Source organism: Pseudomonas sp. AC255 (genome assembly GCF_979258175.1).
Map to the genome: position 1 here is coordinate 2736373 of NZ_OZ409841.1, position 20429 is coordinate 2756801.

Here is a 20429-nt window from a genome sequence, read left to right on the forward strand (position 1 = left end):
GGAAACAGACATGATTGTTCTATTCTCAGGCAACAAATCCAGATACTGAAGCTCACCGGAAAAGTCATGGAATTACTGCAATCGATGCGCCTGTTCGCCCGACTGGCGGAGCTGGGCAGTTTCACCAAAGCCGCTGAGTCGCTGGACATCGGCCGGCCGCAGGTCACTCGCTATATTCAGGAACTGGAAACATCGCTGGGCGTGCGCCTCTTCCAGCGCACTACGAGGAAAGTCGCACTCACCGCCGAGGGTGAACTTTTCTATCAGCGGGTCCAGGAAATTCTGGCCGAGATCACCGCCGCCACCACAATGTTCGATCGCACCGGAGCCACGCTGTCCGGCCGCCTGCGCATCGACATTCCCACGGCGTTCGCGCAGCTGGAATTCATCAAAAGCCTGCGCGAATTCACCGACACCTACCCCGGCATCGATATGGTGCTGGGCGTCACCGATCGTGCGGTTGATCTGGTCGGCGAAGGCATCGACTGCGCGCTGCGCATCGGCGAGCTGCCCGACTCAACCCTGATCGCCCGCCCTATCGCCTTGGCGACCATGGTCACCTGCGCCGCGCCCGAATACCTGCGCGAGCACGGCACACCGGAAACGCTTGGAGATCTGGCGAACCATCAAGGCGTAAACTTTCTCTCGGGCCAGAACAACCGCACCTTGCCCTGGCAGTTTTCAGTTGAGGGCAAACAGAAATCCTACGTCAGCCGCCAAGGTATTACCGTCACCGAGTCGAACGCCTACGTGCAGTGTGGCGTGTCGGGCTTCGGCATTATTCAGGCACCGGGTATCGCGGTGGCAGAGCATCTGGCTAACGGTGCTCTGGTGGAAATTCTGCAACCGCTGCGCCCGCTGCCTCGGCCAGTGACGCTTTTGTACCCGAGCCGCACGCATTTGCCGGCGCAGGTGCAGGTGTTTATCGAATGGCTGCAGGTGCGGTTTGTGCAGTTGCATGGGGGGTGGGTGGTAGGTTGAATCTGGCTTTATCCCGCAGTTTCTGCAGCGTGCGCACCTAGGATTTAACACTGATCCCGCGAGCAGCAAAGACTTCACGCGCAGCCGTTATACCGTTCAAGGCGCTGGGAAATCCTGCGTATACGGTCATTTGCAAGATCACATCGACCACCGCCTCCGGTGTGCACCCGACGTTCAGGGCGCCGCCGATATGCACTTTCAGTTGTGGCTGTGCATTGCCCAGTGCGGTCAGTGCCGCAACGGTTGCCAGCTCACGAGTGCAGTGATCGAGCCCGGGGCGGGCGAAGACATCGCCGTAGGCAAAACTCAGAATCCAGTCCGCAAGCTCTGGAGCAGTATCCTTCAATGAATCAACCACTGCCTGACCAGGTCCGCCAGTAATCTGCGTCAGAGCGGCTTCTCCGCGCGCTCGACGATCAGTCATGTCCACGGGCGCTGCCACACTGGTCACGCTTGCGCCAATCAATGTGGCGGACAGCAAGCGGTTGAAACCGGGAAGTTTACGGATCATGGTGATGCTCCTTTTGCTCGAGTTGGTGATAGATCTGAATCTTGTTATCCAGAACCTCCAGGGACTGGCTCAACTGGCTGATCTGCGCTTGCACGTCCCGGCGATGCTGCTCGAGAAGCTCGCGGCGTTCTGCCAGGGTCGAGTCGCCTGATCGGCGCAGTTCGGCATACCGCAGCATTTGCTGGATCGGCATTCCGGTCGCCTTCAACCGGAGCAGAAACTCGGCCCACAGCACATCCTTCTCGGCGTACACCCGGTGGCCATTGCCACCGCGCCCAACCGGGTCGAACAGCCCGATGCGCTCGTAATAGCGGATCGTGTGAGCGCTCAAATCAAGGCGCTTGGCCAACTGTGAAATTGTCAGTTCTGGATTCATGTCATCACCGTAAAGGTTTGAGCGTGCTCTAAGTCAATGGCTATTTTCAATCAGTTGGAATCAGACAAATCGCGGGCACTATCCGCGCGGTCCGTCGCTATCAGTCTCGACGGTTCAACCCCTGTTATATTCGCTTTACCAGATATATGACTATGCGTATATTCGGTTATCCGTATCCATTGCTCGGCAATCATCCCGCCGCCTTTCACCCTACGCCTCACGACATCCGCAAGCGCATCAGGCTCTTCGTTTTGGTCAAGACACAAGCTTCTGGAGGATGTATGACAGAACCCATGACCCCCACCACTTTGTTCAAGTGTCTGGCCGATGACACCCGAGCCAAAATTTCCCTGCTTGTCGTGCGCGAAGGCGAATTGTGTGTATGCGAGCTGACGGCAGCACTCGACCTCAGTCAACCGAAGATTTCCCGTCATCTGGCGCTGCTGCGCTCCGCCGGTTTGCTGCTGGATCGTCGCCAGGGTCAATGGGTGTACTACCGGCTGAATCCTGATGTGCCCGCGTGGGTGGCAGCAGTTTTGAAGGAAGTGGCAGACGCCAATCAGCCATGGCTGGAAACCGAGGCCAAGCGCCTGTGCTGCATGAGCGACCGACCGGTCAATCAGGCCATGTGCAGCTGATTCATGCCCACCGGATCAACCACCCTGGCACTGCGCCTCAGTTTCTGAATCAAGGAATCGTCTGATGAAAATCTTGTTCATGTGCACCCACAACAGCTGCCGCAGCATTCTGTCCGAGGCGCTTTTCAACCATTTGGCGCCCGAGGGCGTAGACGCTGTCAGCTCAGGCAGCTTTCCCAGTGGCCGGGTGAATCAACGGGCACTGCAAACGCTGGAGGCGGCGGGTATTTCCACAGTGGGCTTGAGCAGCAAGGCTTCGGATGCTTTTGAGGGCTCGCCTCCGGACATCGTGATCACCGTCTGTGATCGGGCTGCGGGAGAAGCATGCCCGATCTTTTTCGGCCCAGCCCTGAAGGCGCATTGGGGTCTGGCCGACCCGTCTGAGGCTAGCGGGTCGGAAGCCGAGATCACCGCAGCGTTTGAAAGCACACTGGCCAAAATCCAGGAACGCGTGAGTGCTTTTCTCGCACTGCCGCTCAAGGCCATGAGCCCTGACCAACTGCAAGCTGAACTGAACCGCATCGGTTCGCTTTGAAGATCAACCGAGGCGCCCCCTCCAGGTGCCGCCGCAGGAGTTCATATGCAAGACACATTGCCAAACGTACACGCCGACCTGATCGACATTCCTACGCTGGAGCAGCTGTCTCCGCGTAATCCTTCGCCCCACAAACCTCGCATTTTACTGCTATACGGATCGACGCGAGAGCGCTCGTTCAGTCGTCTGGTCACGCAAGAAGCGGCACGCCTGCTGAATGAGTTTGGCGCCGAAACCAGGATTTTTGACCCTGCGGGTCTGCCGCTGCCTGATGACGCACCCGACACGCATCCCAAAGTCGTGGAACTGCGCGAGCTGATGCAATGGTCCGAGGGTCAGGTGTGGTGCTCTCCTGAGCGTCACGGCTCCATGAGTGCCGTGTTCAAATCGCAGATCGACTGGGTTCCGCTGGCGCTGGGCGCTGTACGACCTACGCAAGGCAAAACCCTTGCTGTGATGCAGGTCTGCGGCGGCTCGCAGTCCTTCAACGTGGTCAATCAGTTGCGGGTACTTGGCCGGTGGATGCGGATGTTCACCATCCCGAACCAGTCTTCCGTGGCCAAGGCCTTCACAGAGTTCGATGAGGCCGGTCGTATGAAGCCTTCCGCCTACTACGATCGCCTGGTGGACGTGATGGAAGAATTGATGAAGTTCACGCTGCTCTTGCGCGATCGTCAGGATTACCTGGTCGACCGTTATTCCGAGCGCAAGGAATCCGCCGAAGAGCTGTCCAGACGAGTCAACCAGCGTTCCATTTGATGCCTGAGTGGGACAACGGTATGGCCGGACCCCGATTTTTCACACGTTGAGGCCTTTGCGCCGGGAGGATGCTGGTGAGTCAGAATTCGACACTTGATGTTGTGGTCATTGGTGGTGGCCAATCCGCGCTGACTGTCGCTTATTTTTTGAAGCGCACAGGCTTGTCTTACGTGCTGCTCGATGCCGAGCCGGGACCGGGAGGCGCCTGGCGGCATGGCTGGGATTCGCTGCGGCTCTTCTCGCCGTCGGCATGGAGCTCGATTGCAGGCTGGCCGATGCCGGCCATATCCGAGGGGACGCCCGGGCGGGACGATGTTGTCGAATACCTGACTCAGTACGAGCGCCGGTATGACTTCCCCATCATCCGCTCCACGCGGGTGACCGGTGTCGAGAAGATCGAAGGCGGGTTGCGCGTTATCTCAAAGGACAATTACTGGGACGCCAAAGCGGTTATCAGTGCAACAGGCACCTGGAGCCGCGCGTTCGTACCGGACTATCCCGGCCAGGCGTTGTTTGCAGGCAGGCAGCTTCATTCCGCTCATTACGTCGGGCCGAACGGGTTTGCGGGTAAAACCGTTCTTGTCGTCGGTGGCGGCAACTCCGGCGCCCAGATTTACGCTGAGGTCTCCAAAGTGGCGCAGGCAACCTGGGTCACGCAACAGGCCCCAACGTTCCTACCTGATGAGGTGGATGGACGCGTCCTGTTCGAACGCGCTACTGCTCGACTGAAGGCGCAGCAGGATGGCGTCGAGCCTCAACAGCCCGTTGGAGGGCTGGGCGACATCGTCATGGTGCCACCGGTGAAGGAAGCTCGCGAACGCGGTGTACTGAACGCAGTACGGCCCTTCACACGTTTCACTTCGACAGGGGTTGTGTGGTCATCGGGCATCGAGACAAAGGCGGACGTTGTCATCTGGTGCACGGGCTTTTCTCCAGCGCTCGACCACCTGAACAACCTGGGCATTGTCGGCCGGGATGGCAAAGTGATTGTGGACGAAAGCCGAAGCGTTGCGATGCCCGAACTGTGGCTGGTGGGTTACGGCGACTGGACGGGGCTCGCTTCTGCCACATTGATCGGCGTAACCCGCACCGCCCGGGATGTAGTCAGGCAAGTGCAAAGCTATCTCACTGGCGGAACCTGATTGCTCGCGGCGCCGTGAAGCCATAAGGTCGCTAGCCTGTAAATCATCTTCAGCGAGCAGAATCAGGCAAATCGCCAACAGTATCCGCCTAACGCCGACACCGCCCTGCCCCCTAATCTGAACCCATGCAGAACTCACCACTGCAACGGGTTAACCAGAGACTGATCTGAACGACCCGGACCTCAATCTCAACTTGACCGGAGTCACCGCCATGAAAACTGTAAGCCAACTGATCGCCGTCGCCACTTTCGCCCTCAGCGCCAGCGCATTCGCCGTACCGAGCAATCAGGAAGATCGTTTCTTCACCCAGGTCAACGAACCACAGCAGACTGTTGCTGCCGATGGCTCGGAACGTACTCCGCAGGGTCAGGCTCTGGCTGAAAACGGCCGCAACCGTCTCGAGGAACAAGGCCTGGTTGAAGACGGTTATGACAAGACCCCACAAGGCCAGGCCATCGCTGCCGACGGCTCAGACCGCACCCCATTGGGTGAGGCCCTGGCCGCTGATGGATCGGACCGCACACCGGGTCGTCGCGCAGCTTAAGCGCATGATGCTGAGACAAGAAAAGTCCTGCAGGTTTGAAACCTGCAGGACTTTTCCGTTTTTCGGGGCCAGCGCAGGACAACTCGATCCACAACCTTATTGATAGGAACAGGCAATACTCCGATCCGATTCGGCATCGTCCGCCAGCGTTATCCGACCTAGCATGGCCTCTCCAATTGCCTGCAGGAGTACAGATCCATGAAGACCCTTTTCATCACCGGTGTCAGCAGCGGCTTTGGCCAAGCGCTGGCCAAGGAAGCACTTGCCCAGGGCCATAAGATCATCGGCACAGTGCGCAGCGAATCCGCGCTGGCAGCCTTCGAAGCGCTGTCGTCCGAACGCGCTCATGGGGTGGTGCTGGACGTTACCGATTTCGATGCCATCGATGGGGTGGTTGCGGCAGTGGAGGATCGCCACGGCCCGGTGGAGGTGCTGGTCAACAACGCAGGTTATGGCCACGAGGGGATTTTTGAAGAGTCATCGCTGGAGGAAATGCGCCGCCAGTTCGACGTCAACGTGTTTGGCGCAGTGGCGGTGACCAAGGCGTTCGTCCCGTATTTTCGCCAGCGCCGCGCGGGGCATGTTCTTAATATCACGTCGATGGGCGGCCATATCACCATGCCCGGGATCGCCTATTACTGCGGCAGCAAGTTTGCGCTTGAAGGGATCTCCGACACCTTGAGCAAGGAGCTTGCGCCCTTCAATATTTTTGTCACCGCTGTGGCGCCGGGGTCATTTCGCACCGACTGGGCAGGCCGCTCGATGCAACGCACGCCGCGTAGCATCAGTGACTACGACGCAAGCTTCGATCCGGTGCGCAATGCCCGGGAGGAGAAAAGCGGCCAGCAGCTGGGCGATCCGCTGAAAGCTGCACGGGCCATGCTGACCATCATCGACAGTCCAGATCCGCCGGCTCACCTGCTATTGGGCAGTGATGCGCTGGCGCTGGTGCGTGACAAGTTGCAGCAGACGGCGGAGAGTATTGAGCAATGGGCAGCGCTTAGTCGTTCGACGGATGGCTGAAAGATCAAAAGCACCCTCACCCCAGCCCTCTCCCGGAGGGAGAGGGAGCCGATCGCGGGTGGATTCAACTCCTGAGCCTGCCTCGAAGATTTCCGCAGGGCTTATTACGCTAGAACAGCGCGGTCAGCATTCGGCGCGATATTTCAGGTCGGCAGATCCCGATCAAACACCACGGTCAGTCCCCTCTCCCTCTGGGAGAGGGAGCCGATCGCGGGTGGATTCAACTCCTGAGCCTGCCTCGAAGATTTCCGCAGGGCTTATTACGCTAGAACAGCGCGGTCAGCATTCGGCGCGATATTTCAGGTCGGCAGATCCCGATCAAACACCACGGTCAGTCCCCTCTCCCTCTGGGAGAGGGAGCCGATCGCGGGTGGATTCAACTCCTGAGCCTGCCTCGAAGATTTCCGCAGGGCTTATTGCGCTAGAACAGCGCGGTCAGCATTCGGCGCGATATTTCAGGTCGGCAGATCCCGATCAAACACCACGGTCAGTCCCCTCTCCCTCTGGGAGAGGGAGCCGATCGCGGGTGGATTCAACTCCTGAGCCTGCCTCGAAGATTTCCGCAGGGCTTATTACGCTAGAACAGCGCGGTCAGCATTCGGCGCGATATTTCAGGTCGGCAGATCCCGATCTAACACCACGGTCAGTCCCCTCTCCCTCTGGGAGAGGGCTAGGGTGAGGGCTCTGTCTGACACCCCCGCCAATCAGCCAGACAGGTTCGAACGCGCCTTTTCACAAGGAAACCCACAGCCCATGCCGAAACCGAAAGACCCAATCACAGCGCGCATGGTCCAGTTAATGAGCCAGCTCGCCCCGCTGGAGGGCTACAACCTGAGCCCGCTGGACGATGTACGTTTCCTGCGTTCCAACCGACCGCTGACCCGCACGCCGGTGCTGTATGAACCGGGCATCGTCATCCTCTGTCAGGGGCGTAAACGCGGTTACCTCGGCAATGAAATCTACGTCTACGACGCTCAGCACTATCTGGTGGTGTCGGTGCCGGTACCCTTCACCATGGAAACCGACGCCAGCGAAGCCGAGCCAATGCTCGCGGTGTACGTACGTCTGGATTTCGCCCTGGCCGGCGAGCTGATTCAGCAAGTGGATGAGCGGTGGGATTTCCCCACAGCGCAGCCGATGGGCATGTACGCCTCGCCTCTCGACGAACCGCTGCGCCGGTCAACCCTGCGCTTTCTTGAAGTGATGAGCAACGATGCCGACGCGCAAATCCTCGGCCCGGCGATGCTGCGCGAGCTCTACTACCGTATCCTCACCGGCGAACAAGGTGGCACCCTGCGCGCCGCCATCGCCCAACAAGGCCAGTTCGGCAAAGTGACCCGCGCCATCCACAAGATCCACAGTTGCTATAACCAACATCTAGACGTAGAAGCCCTGGCCGAAGAAGCGCAGATGAGCGTACCGAATTTTCACCTGCACTTTCGCAAGGTTACCGATTCCTCGCCGATGCAGTACCTGAAATCGACGCGGCTGCACCAGGCGCGATTGCTGATGCTGCGTAACGACCTGACCGCGGCAAAATCTGCGTTTCTGGTCGGTTACGAAAGCGCCTCGCAATTCAGCCGCGACTTCAAACGCCTGTTCGGCCGCACGCCGCTAGCGGAAGTGGCGTGGATGAAAACGGCCTATGCGCTGCCGGCACCGACGAGTGCTTCGCCGTTTGTGTCGTCGCACTGACTTCACACGCGTGTTGAACAAACAGAAATCCACATTGAAGGGAAGAAAGTGAATCTGAGAGCTGAGATCGAAAACGCATTTGGTCCCCAGGTATTCGCCCGCCCGCTTTTCTATTCCTGGCCCGGAGGACTGCGTTTCGAACTCTCCAAAACGGGCGGAATGATCGAGCAGTTCCTGACCGCTATGCGCAAAGCCATAACCATCTGCGGCGACATTTTCCAAGGGGACGCATCGTTTGTCGCATGCCTGCGCATTCATTCCGGTCGCAATCGATTCGCCCACCGCAGCACTCTTCGCGCCCTTCAATCTGCTGGAATCGATACTCCATCAGCGCTGTGCATCTGGAGCGAAGAAATAGACAACGAGGAATGGTTCAGTGAGCAAGAGCCGGAATATTGGGTCAACGTCGCCTTCGAAGCGTCTGTCACGAGCATTCAAGCATTACTCTGGTGCGCATTGGCCAAGGACTTCGGTGCTATCCAACCGCGTGCGAACTGTGCTGTCTACCTGTTCAATCTGCCCAAGCGAGTCATGCTCTTTCCCTATGACGACCGAGGCATGGACGTGGTTGGGACCAATACCGAACTGCTTTCGCAGCTTTATCAACGACACTATGCCTGGCTGCTCGACCATGACCGAGCAGCGATGGATGCCACATTCGGCAGGCTGAAACGTTAGGTGAACGCTATCGTTTCAACGTCTTCGCCATGATGATCGTGCGCTCTGTCTGATGAAAGTCATCTCTGATCTTCTTGAAGCCGAGCGAAGCATAGAAGCCTTCCGCGGTAACCGAGGAAGGAACGCGCGCACTTATCGCAGCAAATTCCCCATCCACATAGTGCTTGCCCCCTCCTGCGACTCCCCGCTCAATCGCACAGGTCAGTCGCCTGCATCAGGATGGGATCATGAGCACCACGGCCATTCCCGAAGGTTTTACTCCGTTCACCCGCAGCAGTCCTTTGCTGGATCTGCTCGGCCCGATCTACGCCAGGGGTCAGGGGCTGCACTTGGAATTGGGTTTACTGACCGACTCCCGCCACGCCAACGGCCGTGGCACTTTGCATGGCGGTGTATTGGCGACACTAGCGGACGTGGGCATGGGTTACGCCATGGCCTTTTCCAGCGATCCGCCGCAGCCGTTGATCACCGCGAGCATGACCCTGGATTATCTCGGTGCGGTGCAAATCAACGAGTGGCTCGAAGTGCGTCTTGAACACTCCAAAAAGGGCCGCCAACTGGCGTTTGCTGGCGTCAGTCTGCACGTCGGTGAGCGAACGGTCGCGCGCGCCAGCGCCGTGTTCGCCGTGCCGATGAATTGAATCGACTGACTCGACTCATCGTCCCACCTGGACGGCAGGCTGGGATTTGCCGCCCCGCCCGCACGGTCATTACCTTCAAGGCATTGTGTTCGCCATCGTCACCCCATACGCAGCCAGAAGCATATCCGCCGCCCGCTCACCAATAACGACACACGGCGCCATCGTGTTGCCAACGGTAATGCGCGGCATGATCGAGGCATCTGCAACGCGCAGCCCGTCGATCCCGTACACGCGTAATTGGTGGTCAACCACCGACAGCGCATCGCGGCCCATTTTTGCCGTGCACGACAGGTGCCAGTAGGTCACGGCCGAATTGCGGATGAACTGCTCCATAGCGCGACGCTCTCTGGGACCGGGCACGACTTCGCGCTTGATCAGCGCATTGAAGGCCTGGCTGTTGCCGAGTGCGCGGCACAGTTCGATCGACGCATGGGCTGCGGCCATGTCCTCGGGCTCGCTCAGGGAGTTCGGCTCAATGATCGGCGCATCCAGCGGCCCAGCACCCGACAACCGCAAGCGCCCACGACTGGCCGGTCTGGCCAGCCCGGCGAACATGGTCCAGCCATGCTCCGGCGGCTCGATGGCGACCTCAGGCGGAGACGGTACCGCGAATGCCAACTGGCACTGCAACAGGTCCGGGGCTTCCAGGCGGCTGTCGCTTTTCCAGTACAAGGTGGTTTCGCATCCACTGCCCGCGACGGCCTGGGGTTTTCGATACTCCCACGTGCAAGCGAACGCCAGATGATCCTGCAAATTCTCGCCCACACCGGGTAGATGAACGACCGGTACGATGCCGTGTTTTCGCAGCTCATCCGCCGGGCCGATGCCCGACTGCATGAGCACTTTCGGTGATTGCACCGCGCCCATGGAAAGGATGACTTCAGCTGCGGCATGAAAGCGGCGCCGCTCGCCGGCGATCCACACTTCGACACCGACGGCCCGGGTGCCGACCAGCAACACGCGAGTCACTAAGGCTCCGGTCAGCACCGTCAGGTCGGGACAATGCAACCTTGGCTGGATGTAGGCGTCATAAACCGATTCACGCTTGCCGTGTTTGATGCGCAAGTCGGTGATGGCGACCCCGCCCGGGCCTTCCATCATCTCGCCGTTGGGACTGTCGAATCGGGGGATGCCCAGATCGCTGGCCGCCTCCAGCGTTGCCCACGCAAGGGGTTGAGGCGTGGCCGGCTGTTCGACATGTACCGGCCCACCTGAACCACGCCGAGTGGCGTCCGGGCTGCCTTGCCAGTTTTCGATTCTGCGGTAGTAATCGAGAACCGATGCGTAGCCCCAGGCCGGGTCGCCAGACTCGGCAGCAAAATGCTCCCAATCGGCGCGATGGCCGCGAGACCAGACCATCACGTTGATGCTCGAACCTCCACCGAGCCCCTTGCCCATGCTCAGCGGGAGCCGTCGACCGTTGAGGCGTGGATCGGATTGCCCCTCGAATGCCCAGTCGCGCGCGGAGCCGAGGTTCAGCGGCCATTGCGCCGGTTCGGTCACCTCGGGGCCTGAGTAACCTTCGCCGGCTTCAATCAGCAGAACCCGTGCGCCTGACTCATCGGCAAGCCGCGCAGCGACCACGCAGCCCGACGTGCCGGCACCACAGACAATGAAGTCATAGTCGTGATCGCTCCGAGGATTCATACGCCCACTCTCCTTCGATGCCGCGATCACTGCTCAGCAACGCTGTGCACGGCTTTGAGAATCACCGCCGCGACTTGCGCCGGCTGCGACTGCTGCGGGACATGGCTGGACTTCACCTCGGCGAGGGTCGCACTGATGCGCTTGGCGGCAGACCGCTGGACGTCGGGATGAATCATCCGGTCTTCGGTAGCGAGCAAATACCAGGACGGCTTGGTTTTCCAGGCCGAAGCGGTGGTTTTATCTTCGAAAGCCGAGGCCTTGATCGGCCCCTGTGTGGCGGTCATGACGGCGGTCTGCGCGGCCGGCAGATCCTGAGCGAAATCCTTGGCCATGCCTTCAGCGGTGAGATAGAGGAAGCCGTTACCGTCGGCCTTGATCTGACTGATGCCCGGCGGCGTCGGCGCGCCTTTACCCTGCTCGCCGCTGGTTTGCCCGGCCTCTGGCGCGAAGGCGGCGACATACACCAGCGCGCTGACTTTCTGGTCGTTACCGGCTTCGGTGATCACCGTGCCACCCCAGGAGTGACCGACCAGCACCACCTTGCCCTGCTGGTTGTTCAGCGCGCGGCGCGTGGCGGCAACGTCATCGGCCAGCGAGGTGAGCGGGTTTTGCACAACAGTAACGGCCACGCCTTTGGCTTGCAGCAGTGGCACCACTTTGGCCCAGTCGGAACCGTCGGCGAAGGCGCCATGTACGATCACCACCGAAGGCGTTGTATCCTGCGCGTGGCTGGCGCCGGCCATGAAGGTACTGGCCAGGGCAAAGGCGACGGTGGCGAATTTCGATTTGATTGTTTTCATTGGATGAGCTCCTGTTCGGGAGTTCAGAGTGTGCTGGCCGGCCTGCGATGTGGGCATCGGTCAATTATCCGACCCCGGGGCATTTTTCATGGATAGTGGCTTGCAACTGGACATCTCACTGGACGGCGCACTGGCAACCATCGCCCAGGTCGGTGACCTCAGCATGGGGCAACCGCTCGGTCACTCCCGGCGCGTTGCCGCTTTGGCGCGGATGCTCGCGCGGGCATGCCACGGCGACGGTGAGCATCTGCAGGTTGCAGAGCAGATTGCCTTGCTGCGCTGGTCTGGGTGCACGGCCAACGCCGAAGGCTTTGCCGACCTGCTGGGTGACGACGTCGATGGTCGCCGCGCGATGCTCGATCTGACCCTGGGCAATGAGCAGATGAACGCGGTGCATCAGGCAACCCCGCTGGCCGTGGTGCACTGTGAAGTGTCCGGTGCAATCGCCAAAACCCTCCAGCTCGGAACCGCCGTCGAAGCGGGCCTGTGTCGGGTGTTCGAAACCTACGACGGCACTGGCCGACCGCTCGGCGTGGCGCATGAACATATCCCGGAGGTGGCCTATCAGGTGGTCATGGCCGGTGATCTGGATATTCTCACTCGCGCTCACGGCCTGGACGCGGCGTTGCGCTGGATCAACGAGCAGTCGGATCGGCGCTATCCAGCGTCGCTGGTGTCGTTGCTGGTGGCCAATGCCAAGGCCTGGCTGGCGGATCTGGAAACGCTTTGCACAAAAGTTGAACCCGCGCCTGAGCAGCGTCGTGTCTCGCTGACTTTGGTCGGAGACGTCATTGACTTGAAGTTGCCATGGCTGGCCGGGCATTCGCGTCAGGTCGCGCATGTTGCCGTGGAAGCGGCACGCCTGTGGGGGTTGAGTGAGCCGACTTTGGCAAACATTGGCAAGTCCGCGCTGATTTACGGTCTCGGCCGCGCAGCCGTTTCCAATCACCTATGGAATAGCCCAGGGTCGCTGCCCTACGGTGCGGCAGAGCGAGTGCGGCTGGTGCCTTACTGGACGCAACAGGCGCTCCGACCGGTTCCTGAACTGGCCGCGCCCGCCGAAATAGCCACCCACGCGTATGAACGGCTCGATGGCAGCGGCTATTTTCGCGGCGTGGCGGGTGATGCACTGAATGCCGAACATCGGCTGTTCGCCACCTCGGTCGCCTGGGTAGCGTTGAGGCAAGCCCGGCCATGGCGAACAGCCCACGACGAAGCCGCAGCAGCCACGCTACTCAAACAGGATGCTGGCCGTGGTCTGTTCGATAACGATGTCTGCGAAGCGGTCATTGCCGCCGCCAGTGGCGAGCGCCGCCTGCGGCAACCCAAGCCTTCGCTGCTGACAGCCCGTGAGTGCCGCATTCTTCTGGAGATCAGCCGTGGCGCCAGCAACAAACAAGTCGCGCAACTGTTGGCTATCAGTCCGAGCACGGTACGCACGCACATGGAAAGCATCTTTCGCAAATTGCAATGCTCGACCCGTGCAGCCGCCACTCTGAAGGGGCTGACACTGGGCTTGATCGCCTGAGCCCTGCGCCGGGTCAAGCCTGATCAGCCTGCCTGGCGCGAGCCAGTTCGATGAATGCCCTGGCGGCCGCAGAGGGATTGCGGCGGTTCGGGTAGTACAGGCACAACCTGTCTCGGGGCGGGGTCCAGTCCTTGAGTACCTGCACGAACTCGCCGCTGCGGATTTCGTCACGAACGTCCTGCTCCATGAAAAAGCCCAGCCCCATATCCGCCTGCACCGCCACCTTGACCACGCTCGATTCATCCAGGGTCAGCGGCCCGTTCACATCCAGACGAATGACTTCGCCGTCGCGCTCGAAATACCAAGGGAAAATCGCCCCGTTCGGCAGTCGCACACGGATGCATCGATGCCCGGGCAGATCGGACGGCGTGCGCGGTTTGCCGTGTTGTGCAAAATACCCCGGCGAACCGACCACCGCGTACCGTTGCGGCGGGCCGACTGGCACCACAATCACATCGTTGGGCACCAGGCCTGCCGAGCGCACGCCGAAATCGAAGCCGTCAGCCACGATATCCACCAGCCGGCCTTCGGTCACAAGGTCAATGTGGACTTTCGGATGCTGCTGCAAAAACTCGATCACCAGTGGCAGCAGCGCCGAACGCGCAGCGCTGGCGAAGGCATTGATGCGCAGCGTTCCCGAGGGTCCGGCATTCTGCGATCGCACTGCATCCAGTGCCGCGCGCAAGTCGTGCAAGGCTGGCCCCACTTGCTCGAGAAACACCCTGCCCGCTTCGGTGATGGCGACGCTGCGGGTGGTGCGGTTGAACAGGCGCGATTCGAGGCGCGCTTCGAGTTGCGCAATGGTGTTGCTCAGCGCGGTGGTCGAAACGTCGAGATCAATGGCAGCCTGGCGGAACGACCCCCTGCGTGCCACCGCTATAACGGCATCCAGTTCATTAAGGGCTAAGCGATCCTGGGCCATGGATTGTCCTCATTTTCGGGATAGGTCATTAAGGTTTGTCCCAGTTGAACAAACTATCTGTGGCGCAGCAAGATGACTCCAGACCATCAATCAGGAGTCAGGCAATGAACCTTCAACTTTCCAACGTCGTGCAAACGTATCTCACGGTCACCGACGAGAAAAATCTCCGACGCAATCCATCAATTCCTCGCGCTGGAGATCTCGCCATGCTGAATTCAGGATTGACTGGCAAGCGGGTGCTCGTCACCGGCGGTACCAAGGGAATCGGCAAAGCAGTGGTCGAGTGGTTCCTGGCCGAGGACGCAAAGGTCATCACCTCGGCTCGGCAAGTGGACGTCGAAATGCCGGGCGCACTGCTGGTTGCGGCTGATCTTTCGACACGGGAAGGTTGTGACGCACTCATCGCTGCGGTCGAACAGCAACTGGGCGGCGTCGACATAGTGATCCATGTCCTGGGTGGCTCGTCGGCCCCCGGTGGTGGTTTTGCGGCGCTGGACGAGGAACAGTGGCATCGCGAGCTCAACCTGAATCTGCTGCCGGCGGTGCGCCTTGATCGCGCCCTGCTCCCGGACATGCTCGAGCGTCGTAATGGCGTGGTGATCCATGTCACATCCATCCAGAGTCGGCTGCCACTGCCGGAATCAACGACGGCGTACGCGGCGGCCAAGGCTGCGCTGTCGACCTACAGCAAAAGCCTGTCGAAAGAAGTGTCACCCAAGGGGGTTCGCGTCGTGCGGGTATCGCCGGGCTGGGTTGAAACCGAAGCGTCGGTGGCATTCGCCGAGCGACTCGCGCAGGAGGCAGGCACTGACTATCAAGGTGGCAAGGACATCATCATGCAGGCCCTGGGCGGTATCCCGCTCGGCCGCCCGTCGACGCCAGTTGAAGTGGCTGAGCTGATCGGGTTCCTGGCATCGCCGCGAGCGGCTTCGATCACAGGGAGTGAATTTGTGATCGACGGCGGCACCATCCCGACCATTTAGCCGCCAGTCTGCGGGTCATGGACGACCCGCAGAATCCGCACAGCACGTCTACATCCGATGCTGCTCCAGCAAAAAATCCACAAACAAGCGCACCCGCACCGGCATCGCCGCGCCGCCCACGAACACCGCATGAATCGGTTCCTCATCGCCCGGGTTAAACGCTTGCAGCAGCGGGATCAGCGCGCCGCGCTGCAAGTCTTCCCTGACGGTGAACTCGCCAATCCGCGCAATTCCGGCGCCGAGTCTGGCGAACTGGGCCAGTGCTTCGCCGCTGCTACATTCGATGTTGCCGCTGACTTTCAGCGAGAACTCCTTGCCGTCGCGGATAAACGGCCAGTTGGCTTCGGCGCGGCGGAAGTTGAAGCGCAGGCAGTTGTGCTTGAGCAGGTCTTCGGGTTGCTGAGGCGTGCCATGACGTTCCAGATAGTCGGGCGATGCCACGACCACCTGGCCGGTGTGGCCGAGCCGGCGTGCGGTCAACGGGCTGTCGGGCAGATGGCCGAAGCGTATGGCGACGTCCGCCTGGCCGGCGAGGATGTCAACGACTTCGTCGCCAAGGCTGAGGTCGACCACGATGTTCGGGTAACGGGCGGTGAAGGCTGCGACCAGCGGCACAATGGTCAGCCTTCCATGGCCAAGGGCGGCACTGACACGCAAGCGGCCCTTGGGTACGCCTTGATCGGTGATGGCCCCTTCCACTTCGTCCATGTCGGACAGAATCCGCCGGGCACCGCGCAGGAAGGCCTCGCCCTCGGTGGTAAACGTCAGCGCGCGGGTGGTGCGCAGCAACAGACGAGTGCCGAGTCGCTGTTCGGCGCGGGCGATGATCCGACTGACCGCCGAAGGCGTCAGCCCCAACGCGCGCGCAGCTGCTGAGAGGCTGCCCTCCTGCGCCACGGTGACGAACACGCTCATTTCCCCTGACCTGCCGTTGAAGTCCATTCGTGCCTCTTACGCAAAGGTGATTGCCAAAATCGCCATCTACCGCCGGAAAACCATGGATCGTAGCATTGGCGGCATAGATGAGGAGACTTTCCATGCGTATCAATCCACCACTTGTTGCACTCGCTGTCGGCGCCTTTGGCATCGGCGTCACCGAGTTCGCGCCGATGGGCATGTTGCCCGGCATTGCCGCCGATCTCGGCGTCTCCATTCCCGCTGCGGGGTTGCTGGTCAGTGCCTACGCCTTGGGCGTGCTGCTCGGCGCGCCGTTGATGACCCTGACCACCGGCAAGATTCCCCGGCGCTATCTGCTGATCGGGCTGATGGCGATTTTCACCCTGGGTAACCTGATGTCGGCGCTGGCCACCGATTACTCCAGCCTGATGGTCGCCCGAGTGATCACCTCGCTCAATCACGGCGCATTCTTCGGAGTGGGCTCTGTGGTCGCCGCCAGCGTGGTCGCGCCGGAAAAACGTGCCGGCGCCGTGGCGGCAATGTTCATGGGCCTGACGTTGGCGACTATCGGCGGTGTGCCGCTGGCAGCCTGGTTTGGTGAGCTGTTTGGCTGGCGCACGGCGTTCTGGGGCATCACCGGCCTCGGTGTGCTGACCATGATCGCCTTGTGGTTCGCCCTGCCCAATCTGAAAGCAGAGCAAGGCGCGGGTGCGCTGGCGGAAATACGGGTATTGGGCAGAGGTCCGGTGTTGGCCGCGCTGGCCCTGACCGTGGTCGGCTCGAGTGCGATGTTCACCGTATTCACTTACATCGCGCCGATTCTCAGCAGCGAGACCCATGCCTCCGCCGCGTTCATCACCGCCATGCTGGTGTTGTTCGGAATCGGTTTGACGCTGGGCAACATGTGGGGCGGCAAGGCTGCCGACCGTTCGATCGACCGCACCCTGATCGTGTCGCTGAGCGCATTGATTGTGGTGTTGCTGGCGTTCACGGTGCTGATGCGCTGGCCGCTGCCGGCCGCCGTGGCCATTCTGATCTGGGGTATCGCCAGCTTCGCCCTGGTGCCACCGCTGCAAATGCGCGTGATGGAAGCCGCCAAAGACGCGCCGAATCTGGCTTCGGCGGTGAACATCGGCGCCTTCAATTTCGGCAACGCGATCGGCGCGGCGCTGGGTGGCGCGGTGATCAATGCCGGGCTGGGTTATCCAGCGATTTCCCTGGCCGGCGCGGCGATGGCTGGTCTGGGCCTGCTGATGGTGCTGACATTCGCCTGGCGCTCCAGAGCCAGTGCCGCTGCGCTGGCGTAAGTCTTCGCAGCGCTACGCCCCGCCCTGCTGATACTCACGCGGCGTGCAGCCGAACTCGCGACGGAACACCGTGTGCAGGTACTGCGCCGATTTGAAGCCGCAGGCCTGGGCAATGTCGGCAATCGAAGCATCGGTGTTCTTCAAACCGCTGGTAGCCGCCGCCAGTTTGAAACGCAGAATCTCGTCATGCACGCTGCAACCGCGCTCGGCGCGGAAATGCGCTTCCAGCGATGAGCGCGACACGCCGACATACGCCGCCACTTGCGCGGTCTTGATGCCCTGACAGGCATATTGGCGGATGAACAGCAGCGCTTGCATGACGTAGGGATTGCCCAGTGGTTGGTGCAGGCTCGACACCTGCACATTGACCGCGTCCGGCGGAATCAGAATCTGCGTGCCGGTGGACGGCATGCCGTGGAGCATCTGGTGCAGCAATTGCGCCGCGGTGCGGCCCATGGTTTCGGTGCCTTGGATCACCGAACTCAGGGGCACGCGGGTCAGGCTGCGGGTCAGCGGATCGTTGTCGATGCCGATCAGCGCGACCTGCTCGGGCACGGCAATGCCGGCGGTCAGGCAGGCTTGCAGCAACTGCCGAGCGCGGGCGTCGCTGACGGCGATGATGCCGATCGGTTTGGGCAGGCTGTGCAGCCAGGCGATCAGTTGCTCGACGGCACTGTCCCACAGCGGCGCGCTGGTGCCCATGCCGCGATAGATCTCGGCATGCAGGCCGTCTCGTTGCATCAGTTTGCGAAAGGCTTTCTCCCGCTCCTGCGCCCAGCGATTGGCCTGCGCCTCCGGCAGACTAAAACAGGCGAAGCGCTGCAACCCCGCCTCGACCAGATGCGAGTAAGCCAGGGTGATCAATGCGTTGTTATCAGTGGCAACGTAGGGGATCGCTTTCGGATAAGCGCGAGCATCCTCGTAAGAACCGCCGACCGCCACCACCGGCAAATGAATGTCGGCCAGCGCCTCGCCGATCAGCGGATCGTCGAAGTCGGCAATGATGCCGTCACCCTGCCAACGCTCGATGCCCTTCAAGCGGCAAAGAAAGTCCTCTTCCAGAAACAGGTCCCAGGAAGCGCGGGTGCTGCTCAGGTAGTTGCCGATGCCGCTGATGATTCCACGGTCGTAGATCTTGCTGCCGTTGAACAACAGGGCGATGCGGTGCACGGGCGGTAGGCTTTTCATTCAGTATCCGGATTTTGCGTAAAGCCATTCGCGAGCAGGCTTGCTCCCACACGGTTTTGTGCACGACACGAATCAAATGTGGGAGCGAGCCTGCTCGCGAAAGCGGCCTCAAATTGTTTTTGTTCCGGGCGCCATGTCACGGCGACGATGGACACAGACTAGGCCTGCGCGCGCTGAAGCTCAATACGCAAAATCGCACTCGCAGTTGAGGCTTTTCATAATCAGCGGGCACGGGGGCGTTGCTAGTATCGAGACACCGCCAAGAACAACAAGGACAAGGTCCATGCAGTATTTCCCCAATATCGAGCCGGTTCGCTACGAAGGCCCGAACAGTGATTCGCCCCTCGCTTTCCGCCACTACGACGCCGACAAACTGATCCTCGGCAAACCCATGCGCGAACACCTGCGCATGGCCGCCTGCTACTGGCACACCTTTGTCTGGCCGGGCTCCGATGTGTTCGGTGCCGGCACCTTCAAACGCCCCTGGCAACGCAGTGGCGAACCGATGGAACTGGCCATCGGCAAGGCTCAAGCCGCATTCGAGTTCTTCAGCAAACTGGGCATCGATTACTACTGCTTTCACGACACGGACGTCGCCCCCGAAGGCAATTCGCTGAAGGAGTACCGCGAACACTTCGCACAAATGGTCGATCGCCTCGAACAACATCAGGAACAAAGCGGCATCAAGTTGCTCTGGGGCACCGCCAACTGCTTCAGCAATCCACGTTTTGCCGCCGGTGCCGCGAGTAATCCCGATCCGGAAGTGTTCGCCTGCGCCGCCGCGCAAGTGTTCAGCGCGATGAACGCAACCCATCGCCTCAAGGGCTCCAACTACGTGCTGTGGGGCGGTCGCGAAGGCTACGAAACCCTGCTCAATACCGACCTGAAACGTGAGCGCGAACAACTCGGGCGCTTCATGCGCATGGTGGTCGAGCACAAGCACAAGATCGGTTTCACCGGTGACCTGCTGATCGAACCCAAGCCGCAGGAGCCGACCAAGCACCAATACGATTACGACAGCGCCACGGTGTTCGGCTTCCTCCAGCAGTACGGCCTGGAAAAGGAAATCAAGGTCAACATCGAGGCCAACCACGCGACCCTGGCCGGCCACAGCTTTCATCACGAAATTGCCACGGCTGCCTCGCTGGGGATTTTCGGCAGCATCGATGCCAACCGTGGCGATCCGCAGAACGGCTGGGACACCGACCAGTTCCCCAACAGCGTCGAAGAAATGACCCTGGCGACCTATGAAATCCTCAAGGCCGGCGGTTTCAAGAATGGCGGTTTCAACTTCGACTCCAAGGTGCGCCGGCAGAGCCTCGACGAGATCGACCTTTTCCACGGTCACGTTGGCGCCATGGACGTTCTGGCCTTGTCGCTGGAACGTGCCGCCGCGATGGTCGAGAACGATCAACTGCAAGTGCTCAAGGATCAACGCTACGCCGGCTGGCGTCAGCCGTTCGGGCAAGCGGTGATGGCGGGCGACTTCAATCTTGAGTCGCTGGCCGAGCACGCGTTCAGCAACGAACTGAACCCGCAAGCCGTCAGTGGCCGTCAGGAAATGCTCGAAAACATCGTCAACCGCTATCTCTATCGCTGATCGCCGAGACCCTCTGCCGACGCAACGACGCTGT

Annotated in this window: 21 protein-coding genes and 1 pseudogene; 14 read left to right on the forward strand and 8 right to left on the reverse strand. The window is 60.6% G+C overall.

Translation table 11 applies throughout. The annotated features are described in order from the left end of the window. Positions 1–66 precede the first annotated feature (66 nt). Entirely contained in the window at positions 67–981 is a 915-nt protein-coding gene (locus tag ACZZ0K_RS12405; RefSeq protein ID WP_056784938.1) for a LysR family transcriptional regulator, read from the forward strand. 37 nt (positions 982–1018) lie between these two features. Here the strand turns inward: ACZZ0K_RS12405 and ACZZ0K_RS12410 are convergent, their stop codons facing one another. Both ACZZ0K_RS12410 and ACZZ0K_RS12415 read right to left on the reverse strand, forming a co-directional pair. Next, positions 1019–1411, reverse strand: a complete 393-nt coding sequence (locus tag ACZZ0K_RS12410; protein WP_370593534.1) for a carboxymuconolactone decarboxylase family protein — start codon at positions 1409–1411, stop codon at positions 1019–1021. 70 nt (positions 1412–1481) lie between these two features. After that, positions 1482–1868 (reverse strand): MerR family transcriptional regulator, encoded by a 387-nt coding sequence (locus tag ACZZ0K_RS12415; protein ID WP_056784936.1) that lies wholly within the window; start codon positions 1866–1868, stop codon positions 1482–1484. Between the two features lie 281 nt (positions 1869–2149). Between ACZZ0K_RS12415 and ACZZ0K_RS12420 the strand changes: the two genes are divergently transcribed. From ACZZ0K_RS12420 to ACZZ0K_RS12455, 8 genes are all read left to right on the forward strand, one after another. After that, positions 2150–2506 (forward strand): metalloregulator ArsR/SmtB family transcription factor, encoded by a 357-nt coding sequence (locus ACZZ0K_RS12420; protein WP_258708001.1) that lies wholly within the window; start codon positions 2150–2152, stop codon positions 2504–2506. 64 nt (positions 2507–2570) lie between these two features. Then, entirely contained in the window at positions 2571–3041 is a 471-nt protein-coding gene (locus ACZZ0K_RS12425) for an arsenate reductase ArsC (protein ID WP_041480525.1), read from the forward strand. A 45-nt stretch (positions 3042–3086) separates the two neighbouring features. After that, the gene (gene arsH / locus ACZZ0K_RS12430) at positions 3087–3800 is read left to right on the forward strand and encodes an arsenical resistance protein ArsH (RefSeq protein ID WP_258708000.1); all 714 of its coding nucleotides are present in this window, start codon (positions 3087–3089) and stop codon (positions 3798–3800) included. A 68-nt stretch (positions 3801–3868) separates the two neighbouring features. Further along, complete coding sequence (locus ACZZ0K_RS12435; protein ID WP_258707999.1) at positions 3869–4942, forward strand: ArsO family NAD(P)H-dependent flavin-containing monooxygenase; 1074 nt, start codon at positions 3869–3871, stop codon at positions 4940–4942. 211 nt (positions 4943–5153) lie between these two features. After that, positions 5154–5486 (forward strand): hypothetical protein, encoded by a 333-nt coding sequence (locus ACZZ0K_RS12440; RefSeq protein WP_122610114.1) that lies wholly within the window; start codon positions 5154–5156, stop codon positions 5484–5486. Between the two features lie 198 nt (positions 5487–5684). Beyond that, positions 5685–6509: an oxidoreductase gene (locus ACZZ0K_RS12445; RefSeq protein ID WP_258707998.1), complete on the forward strand. Its 825-nt coding sequence runs from the start codon at positions 5685–5687 to the stop codon at positions 6507–6509. Between the two features lie 753 nt (positions 6510–7262). Beyond that, a complete protein-coding gene (locus tag ACZZ0K_RS12450) occupies positions 7263–8204 on the forward strand; it encodes an AraC family transcriptional regulator (RefSeq protein WP_258707997.1) in 942 nt (313 codons plus the stop codon). Positions 8205–8252: 48 nt separating this feature from the next. Beyond that, positions 8253–8882 carry a DUF3885 domain-containing protein gene (locus ACZZ0K_RS12455; protein ID WP_258707996.1) on the forward strand — a complete coding sequence of 210 codons (630 nt, stop codon included), beginning with the start codon at positions 8253–8255 and terminating at the stop codon, positions 8880–8882. Positions 8883–8889: 7 nt separating this feature from the next. Here the strand turns inward: ACZZ0K_RS12455 and ACZZ0K_RS12460 are convergent. Continuing rightward, a pseudogene (locus ACZZ0K_RS12460) lies at positions 8890–9009 on the reverse strand (GNAT family N-acetyltransferase); the annotation flags it as partial. A gap of 100 nt (positions 9010–9109) precedes the next feature. Here ACZZ0K_RS12460 and ACZZ0K_RS12465 point away from each other — a divergent pair. Continuing rightward, positions 9110–9523, forward strand: a complete 414-nt coding sequence (locus tag ACZZ0K_RS12465) for a PaaI family thioesterase (protein WP_463559119.1) — start codon at positions 9110–9112, stop codon at positions 9521–9523. 75 nt (positions 9524–9598) lie between these two features. Here ACZZ0K_RS12465 and ACZZ0K_RS12470 read toward each other — a convergent pair whose 3' ends face one another. Together ACZZ0K_RS12470 and ACZZ0K_RS12475 are read right to left on the reverse strand one after the other, a co-directional pair. Next, on the reverse strand, positions 9599–11170 hold the full coding sequence (locus ACZZ0K_RS12470) for a GMC family oxidoreductase (protein ID WP_258707994.1): 1572 nt from the start codon (positions 11168–11170) through the stop codon (positions 9599–9601). A gap of 26 nt (positions 11171–11196) precedes the next feature. After that, positions 11197–11970 (reverse strand): alpha/beta fold hydrolase, encoded by a 774-nt coding sequence (locus ACZZ0K_RS12475; protein ID WP_258707993.1) that lies wholly within the window; start codon positions 11968–11970, stop codon positions 11197–11199. 88 nt (positions 11971–12058) lie between these two features. Here ACZZ0K_RS12475 and ACZZ0K_RS12480 point away from each other — a divergent pair, with 88 nt between their 5' ends. Beyond that, a complete protein-coding gene (locus ACZZ0K_RS12480; protein WP_252885810.1) occupies positions 12059–13498 on the forward strand; it encodes an HD domain-containing phosphohydrolase in 1440 nt (479 codons plus the stop codon). Positions 13499–13511: 13 nt separating this feature from the next. Here ACZZ0K_RS12480 and ACZZ0K_RS12485 read toward each other — a convergent pair whose 3' ends face one another. Then, positions 13512–14420: a LysR family transcriptional regulator gene (locus tag ACZZ0K_RS12485; RefSeq protein ID WP_252879921.1), complete on the reverse strand. Its 909-nt coding sequence runs from the start codon at positions 14418–14420 to the stop codon at positions 13512–13514. Between the two features lie 206 nt (positions 14421–14626). On the opposite strand from ACZZ0K_RS12485, the gene ACZZ0K_RS12490 reads away from it, so the two are divergent. After that, positions 14627–15403, forward strand: coding sequence for an SDR family oxidoreductase (locus ACZZ0K_RS12490; RefSeq protein WP_252879920.1), 777 nt, complete (start codon positions 14627–14629; stop codon positions 15401–15403). A 48-nt stretch (positions 15404–15451) separates the two neighbouring features. Here the strand turns inward: ACZZ0K_RS12490 and ACZZ0K_RS12495 are convergent, their stop codons facing one another. After that, on the reverse strand, positions 15452–16345 hold the full coding sequence (locus tag ACZZ0K_RS12495; RefSeq protein ID WP_258707992.1) for a LysR family transcriptional regulator: 894 nt from the start codon (positions 16343–16345) through the stop codon (positions 15452–15454). 95 nt (positions 16346–16440) lie between these two features. Here ACZZ0K_RS12495 and ACZZ0K_RS12500 point away from each other — a divergent pair, with 95 nt between their 5' ends. After that, a complete protein-coding gene (locus ACZZ0K_RS12500; RefSeq protein ID WP_041480537.1) occupies positions 16441–17607 on the forward strand; it encodes an MFS transporter in 1167 nt (388 codons plus the stop codon). A gap of 12 nt (positions 17608–17619) precedes the next feature. On the opposite strand, the gene ACZZ0K_RS12505 is transcribed toward ACZZ0K_RS12500, so the two are convergent. Then, positions 17620–18795, reverse strand: a complete 1176-nt coding sequence (locus ACZZ0K_RS12505; protein WP_252879919.1) for a XylR family transcriptional regulator — start codon at positions 18793–18795, stop codon at positions 17620–17622. Positions 18796–19078: 283 nt separating this feature from the next. Here ACZZ0K_RS12505 and xylA point away from each other — a divergent pair, with 283 nt between their 5' ends. After that, entirely contained in the window at positions 19079–20395 is a 1317-nt protein-coding gene (gene xylA, locus ACZZ0K_RS12510) for a xylose isomerase (protein WP_071171939.1), read from the forward strand. The last annotated feature ends 34 nt before the right edge of the window (positions 20396–20429 follow it).

Excerpts from the sequence above, each read along its gene's own strand:
- ACZZ0K_RS12415 (WP_056784936.1), bottom strand. The coding sequence starts at position 1,868 with ATGAATCCAGAACTGACAATTTCACAGTTGGCCAAGCGCCTTGATTTG.
- ACZZ0K_RS12405 (WP_056784938.1), top strand. The coding sequence starts at position 67 with ATGGAATTACTGCAATCGATGCGCCTGTTCGCCCGACTGGCGGAGCTG.
- ACZZ0K_RS12425 (WP_041480525.1), top strand. The coding sequence starts at position 2,571 with ATGAAAATCTTGTTCATGTGCACCCACAACAGCTGCCGCAGCATTCTG.
- ACZZ0K_RS12505 (WP_252879919.1), bottom strand. The coding sequence starts at position 18,795 with ATGAAAAGCCTACCGCCCGTGCACCGCATCGCCCTGTTGTTCAACGGC.
- ACZZ0K_RS12480 (WP_252885810.1), top strand. The coding sequence starts at position 12,059 with ATGGATAGTGGCTTGCAACTGGACATCTCACTGGACGGCGCACTGGCA.
- ACZZ0K_RS12500 (WP_041480537.1), top strand. The coding sequence starts at position 16,441 with ATGCGTATCAATCCACCACTTGTTGCACTCGCTGTCGGCGCCTTTGGC.
- ACZZ0K_RS12445 (WP_258707998.1), top strand. The coding sequence starts at position 5,685 with ATGAAGACCCTTTTCATCACCGGTGTCAGCAGCGGCTTTGGCCAAGCG.
- ACZZ0K_RS12465 (WP_463559119.1), top strand. The coding sequence starts at position 9,110 with ATGAGCACCACGGCCATTCCCGAAGGTTTTACTCCGTTCACCCGCAGC.
- ACZZ0K_RS12440 (WP_122610114.1), top strand. The coding sequence starts at position 5,154 with ATGAAAACTGTAAGCCAACTGATCGCCGTCGCCACTTTCGCCCTCAGC.
- xylA (WP_071171939.1), top strand. The coding sequence starts at position 19,079 with ATGCAGTATTTCCCCAATATCGAGCCGGTTCGCTACGAAGGCCCGAAC.
- ACZZ0K_RS12420 (WP_258708001.1), top strand. The coding sequence starts at position 2,150 with ATGACAGAACCCATGACCCCCACCACTTTGTTCAAGTGTCTGGCCGAT.
- ACZZ0K_RS12435 (WP_258707999.1), top strand. The coding sequence starts at position 3,869 with ATGCTGGTGAGTCAGAATTCGACACTTGATGTTGTGGTCATTGGTGGT.
- arsH (WP_258708000.1), top strand. The coding sequence starts at position 3,087 with ATGCAAGACACATTGCCAAACGTACACGCCGACCTGATCGACATTCCT.
- ACZZ0K_RS12495 (WP_258707992.1), bottom strand. The coding sequence starts at position 16,345 with ATGGACTTCAACGGCAGGTCAGGGGAAATGAGCGTGTTCGTCACCGTG.
- ACZZ0K_RS12470 (WP_258707994.1), bottom strand. The coding sequence starts at position 11,170 with ATGAATCCTCGGAGCGATCACGACTATGACTTCATTGTCTGTGGTGCC.
- ACZZ0K_RS12450 (WP_258707997.1), top strand. The coding sequence starts at position 7,263 with ATGCCGAAACCGAAAGACCCAATCACAGCGCGCATGGTCCAGTTAATG.
- ACZZ0K_RS12490 (WP_252879920.1), top strand. The coding sequence starts at position 14,627 with ATGCTGAATTCAGGATTGACTGGCAAGCGGGTGCTCGTCACCGGCGGT.
- ACZZ0K_RS12475 (WP_258707993.1), bottom strand. The coding sequence starts at position 11,970 with ATGAAAACAATCAAATCGAAATTCGCCACCGTCGCCTTTGCCCTGGCC.
- ACZZ0K_RS12485 (WP_252879921.1), bottom strand. The coding sequence starts at position 14,420 with ATGGCCCAGGATCGCTTAGCCCTTAATGAACTGGATGCCGTTATAGCG.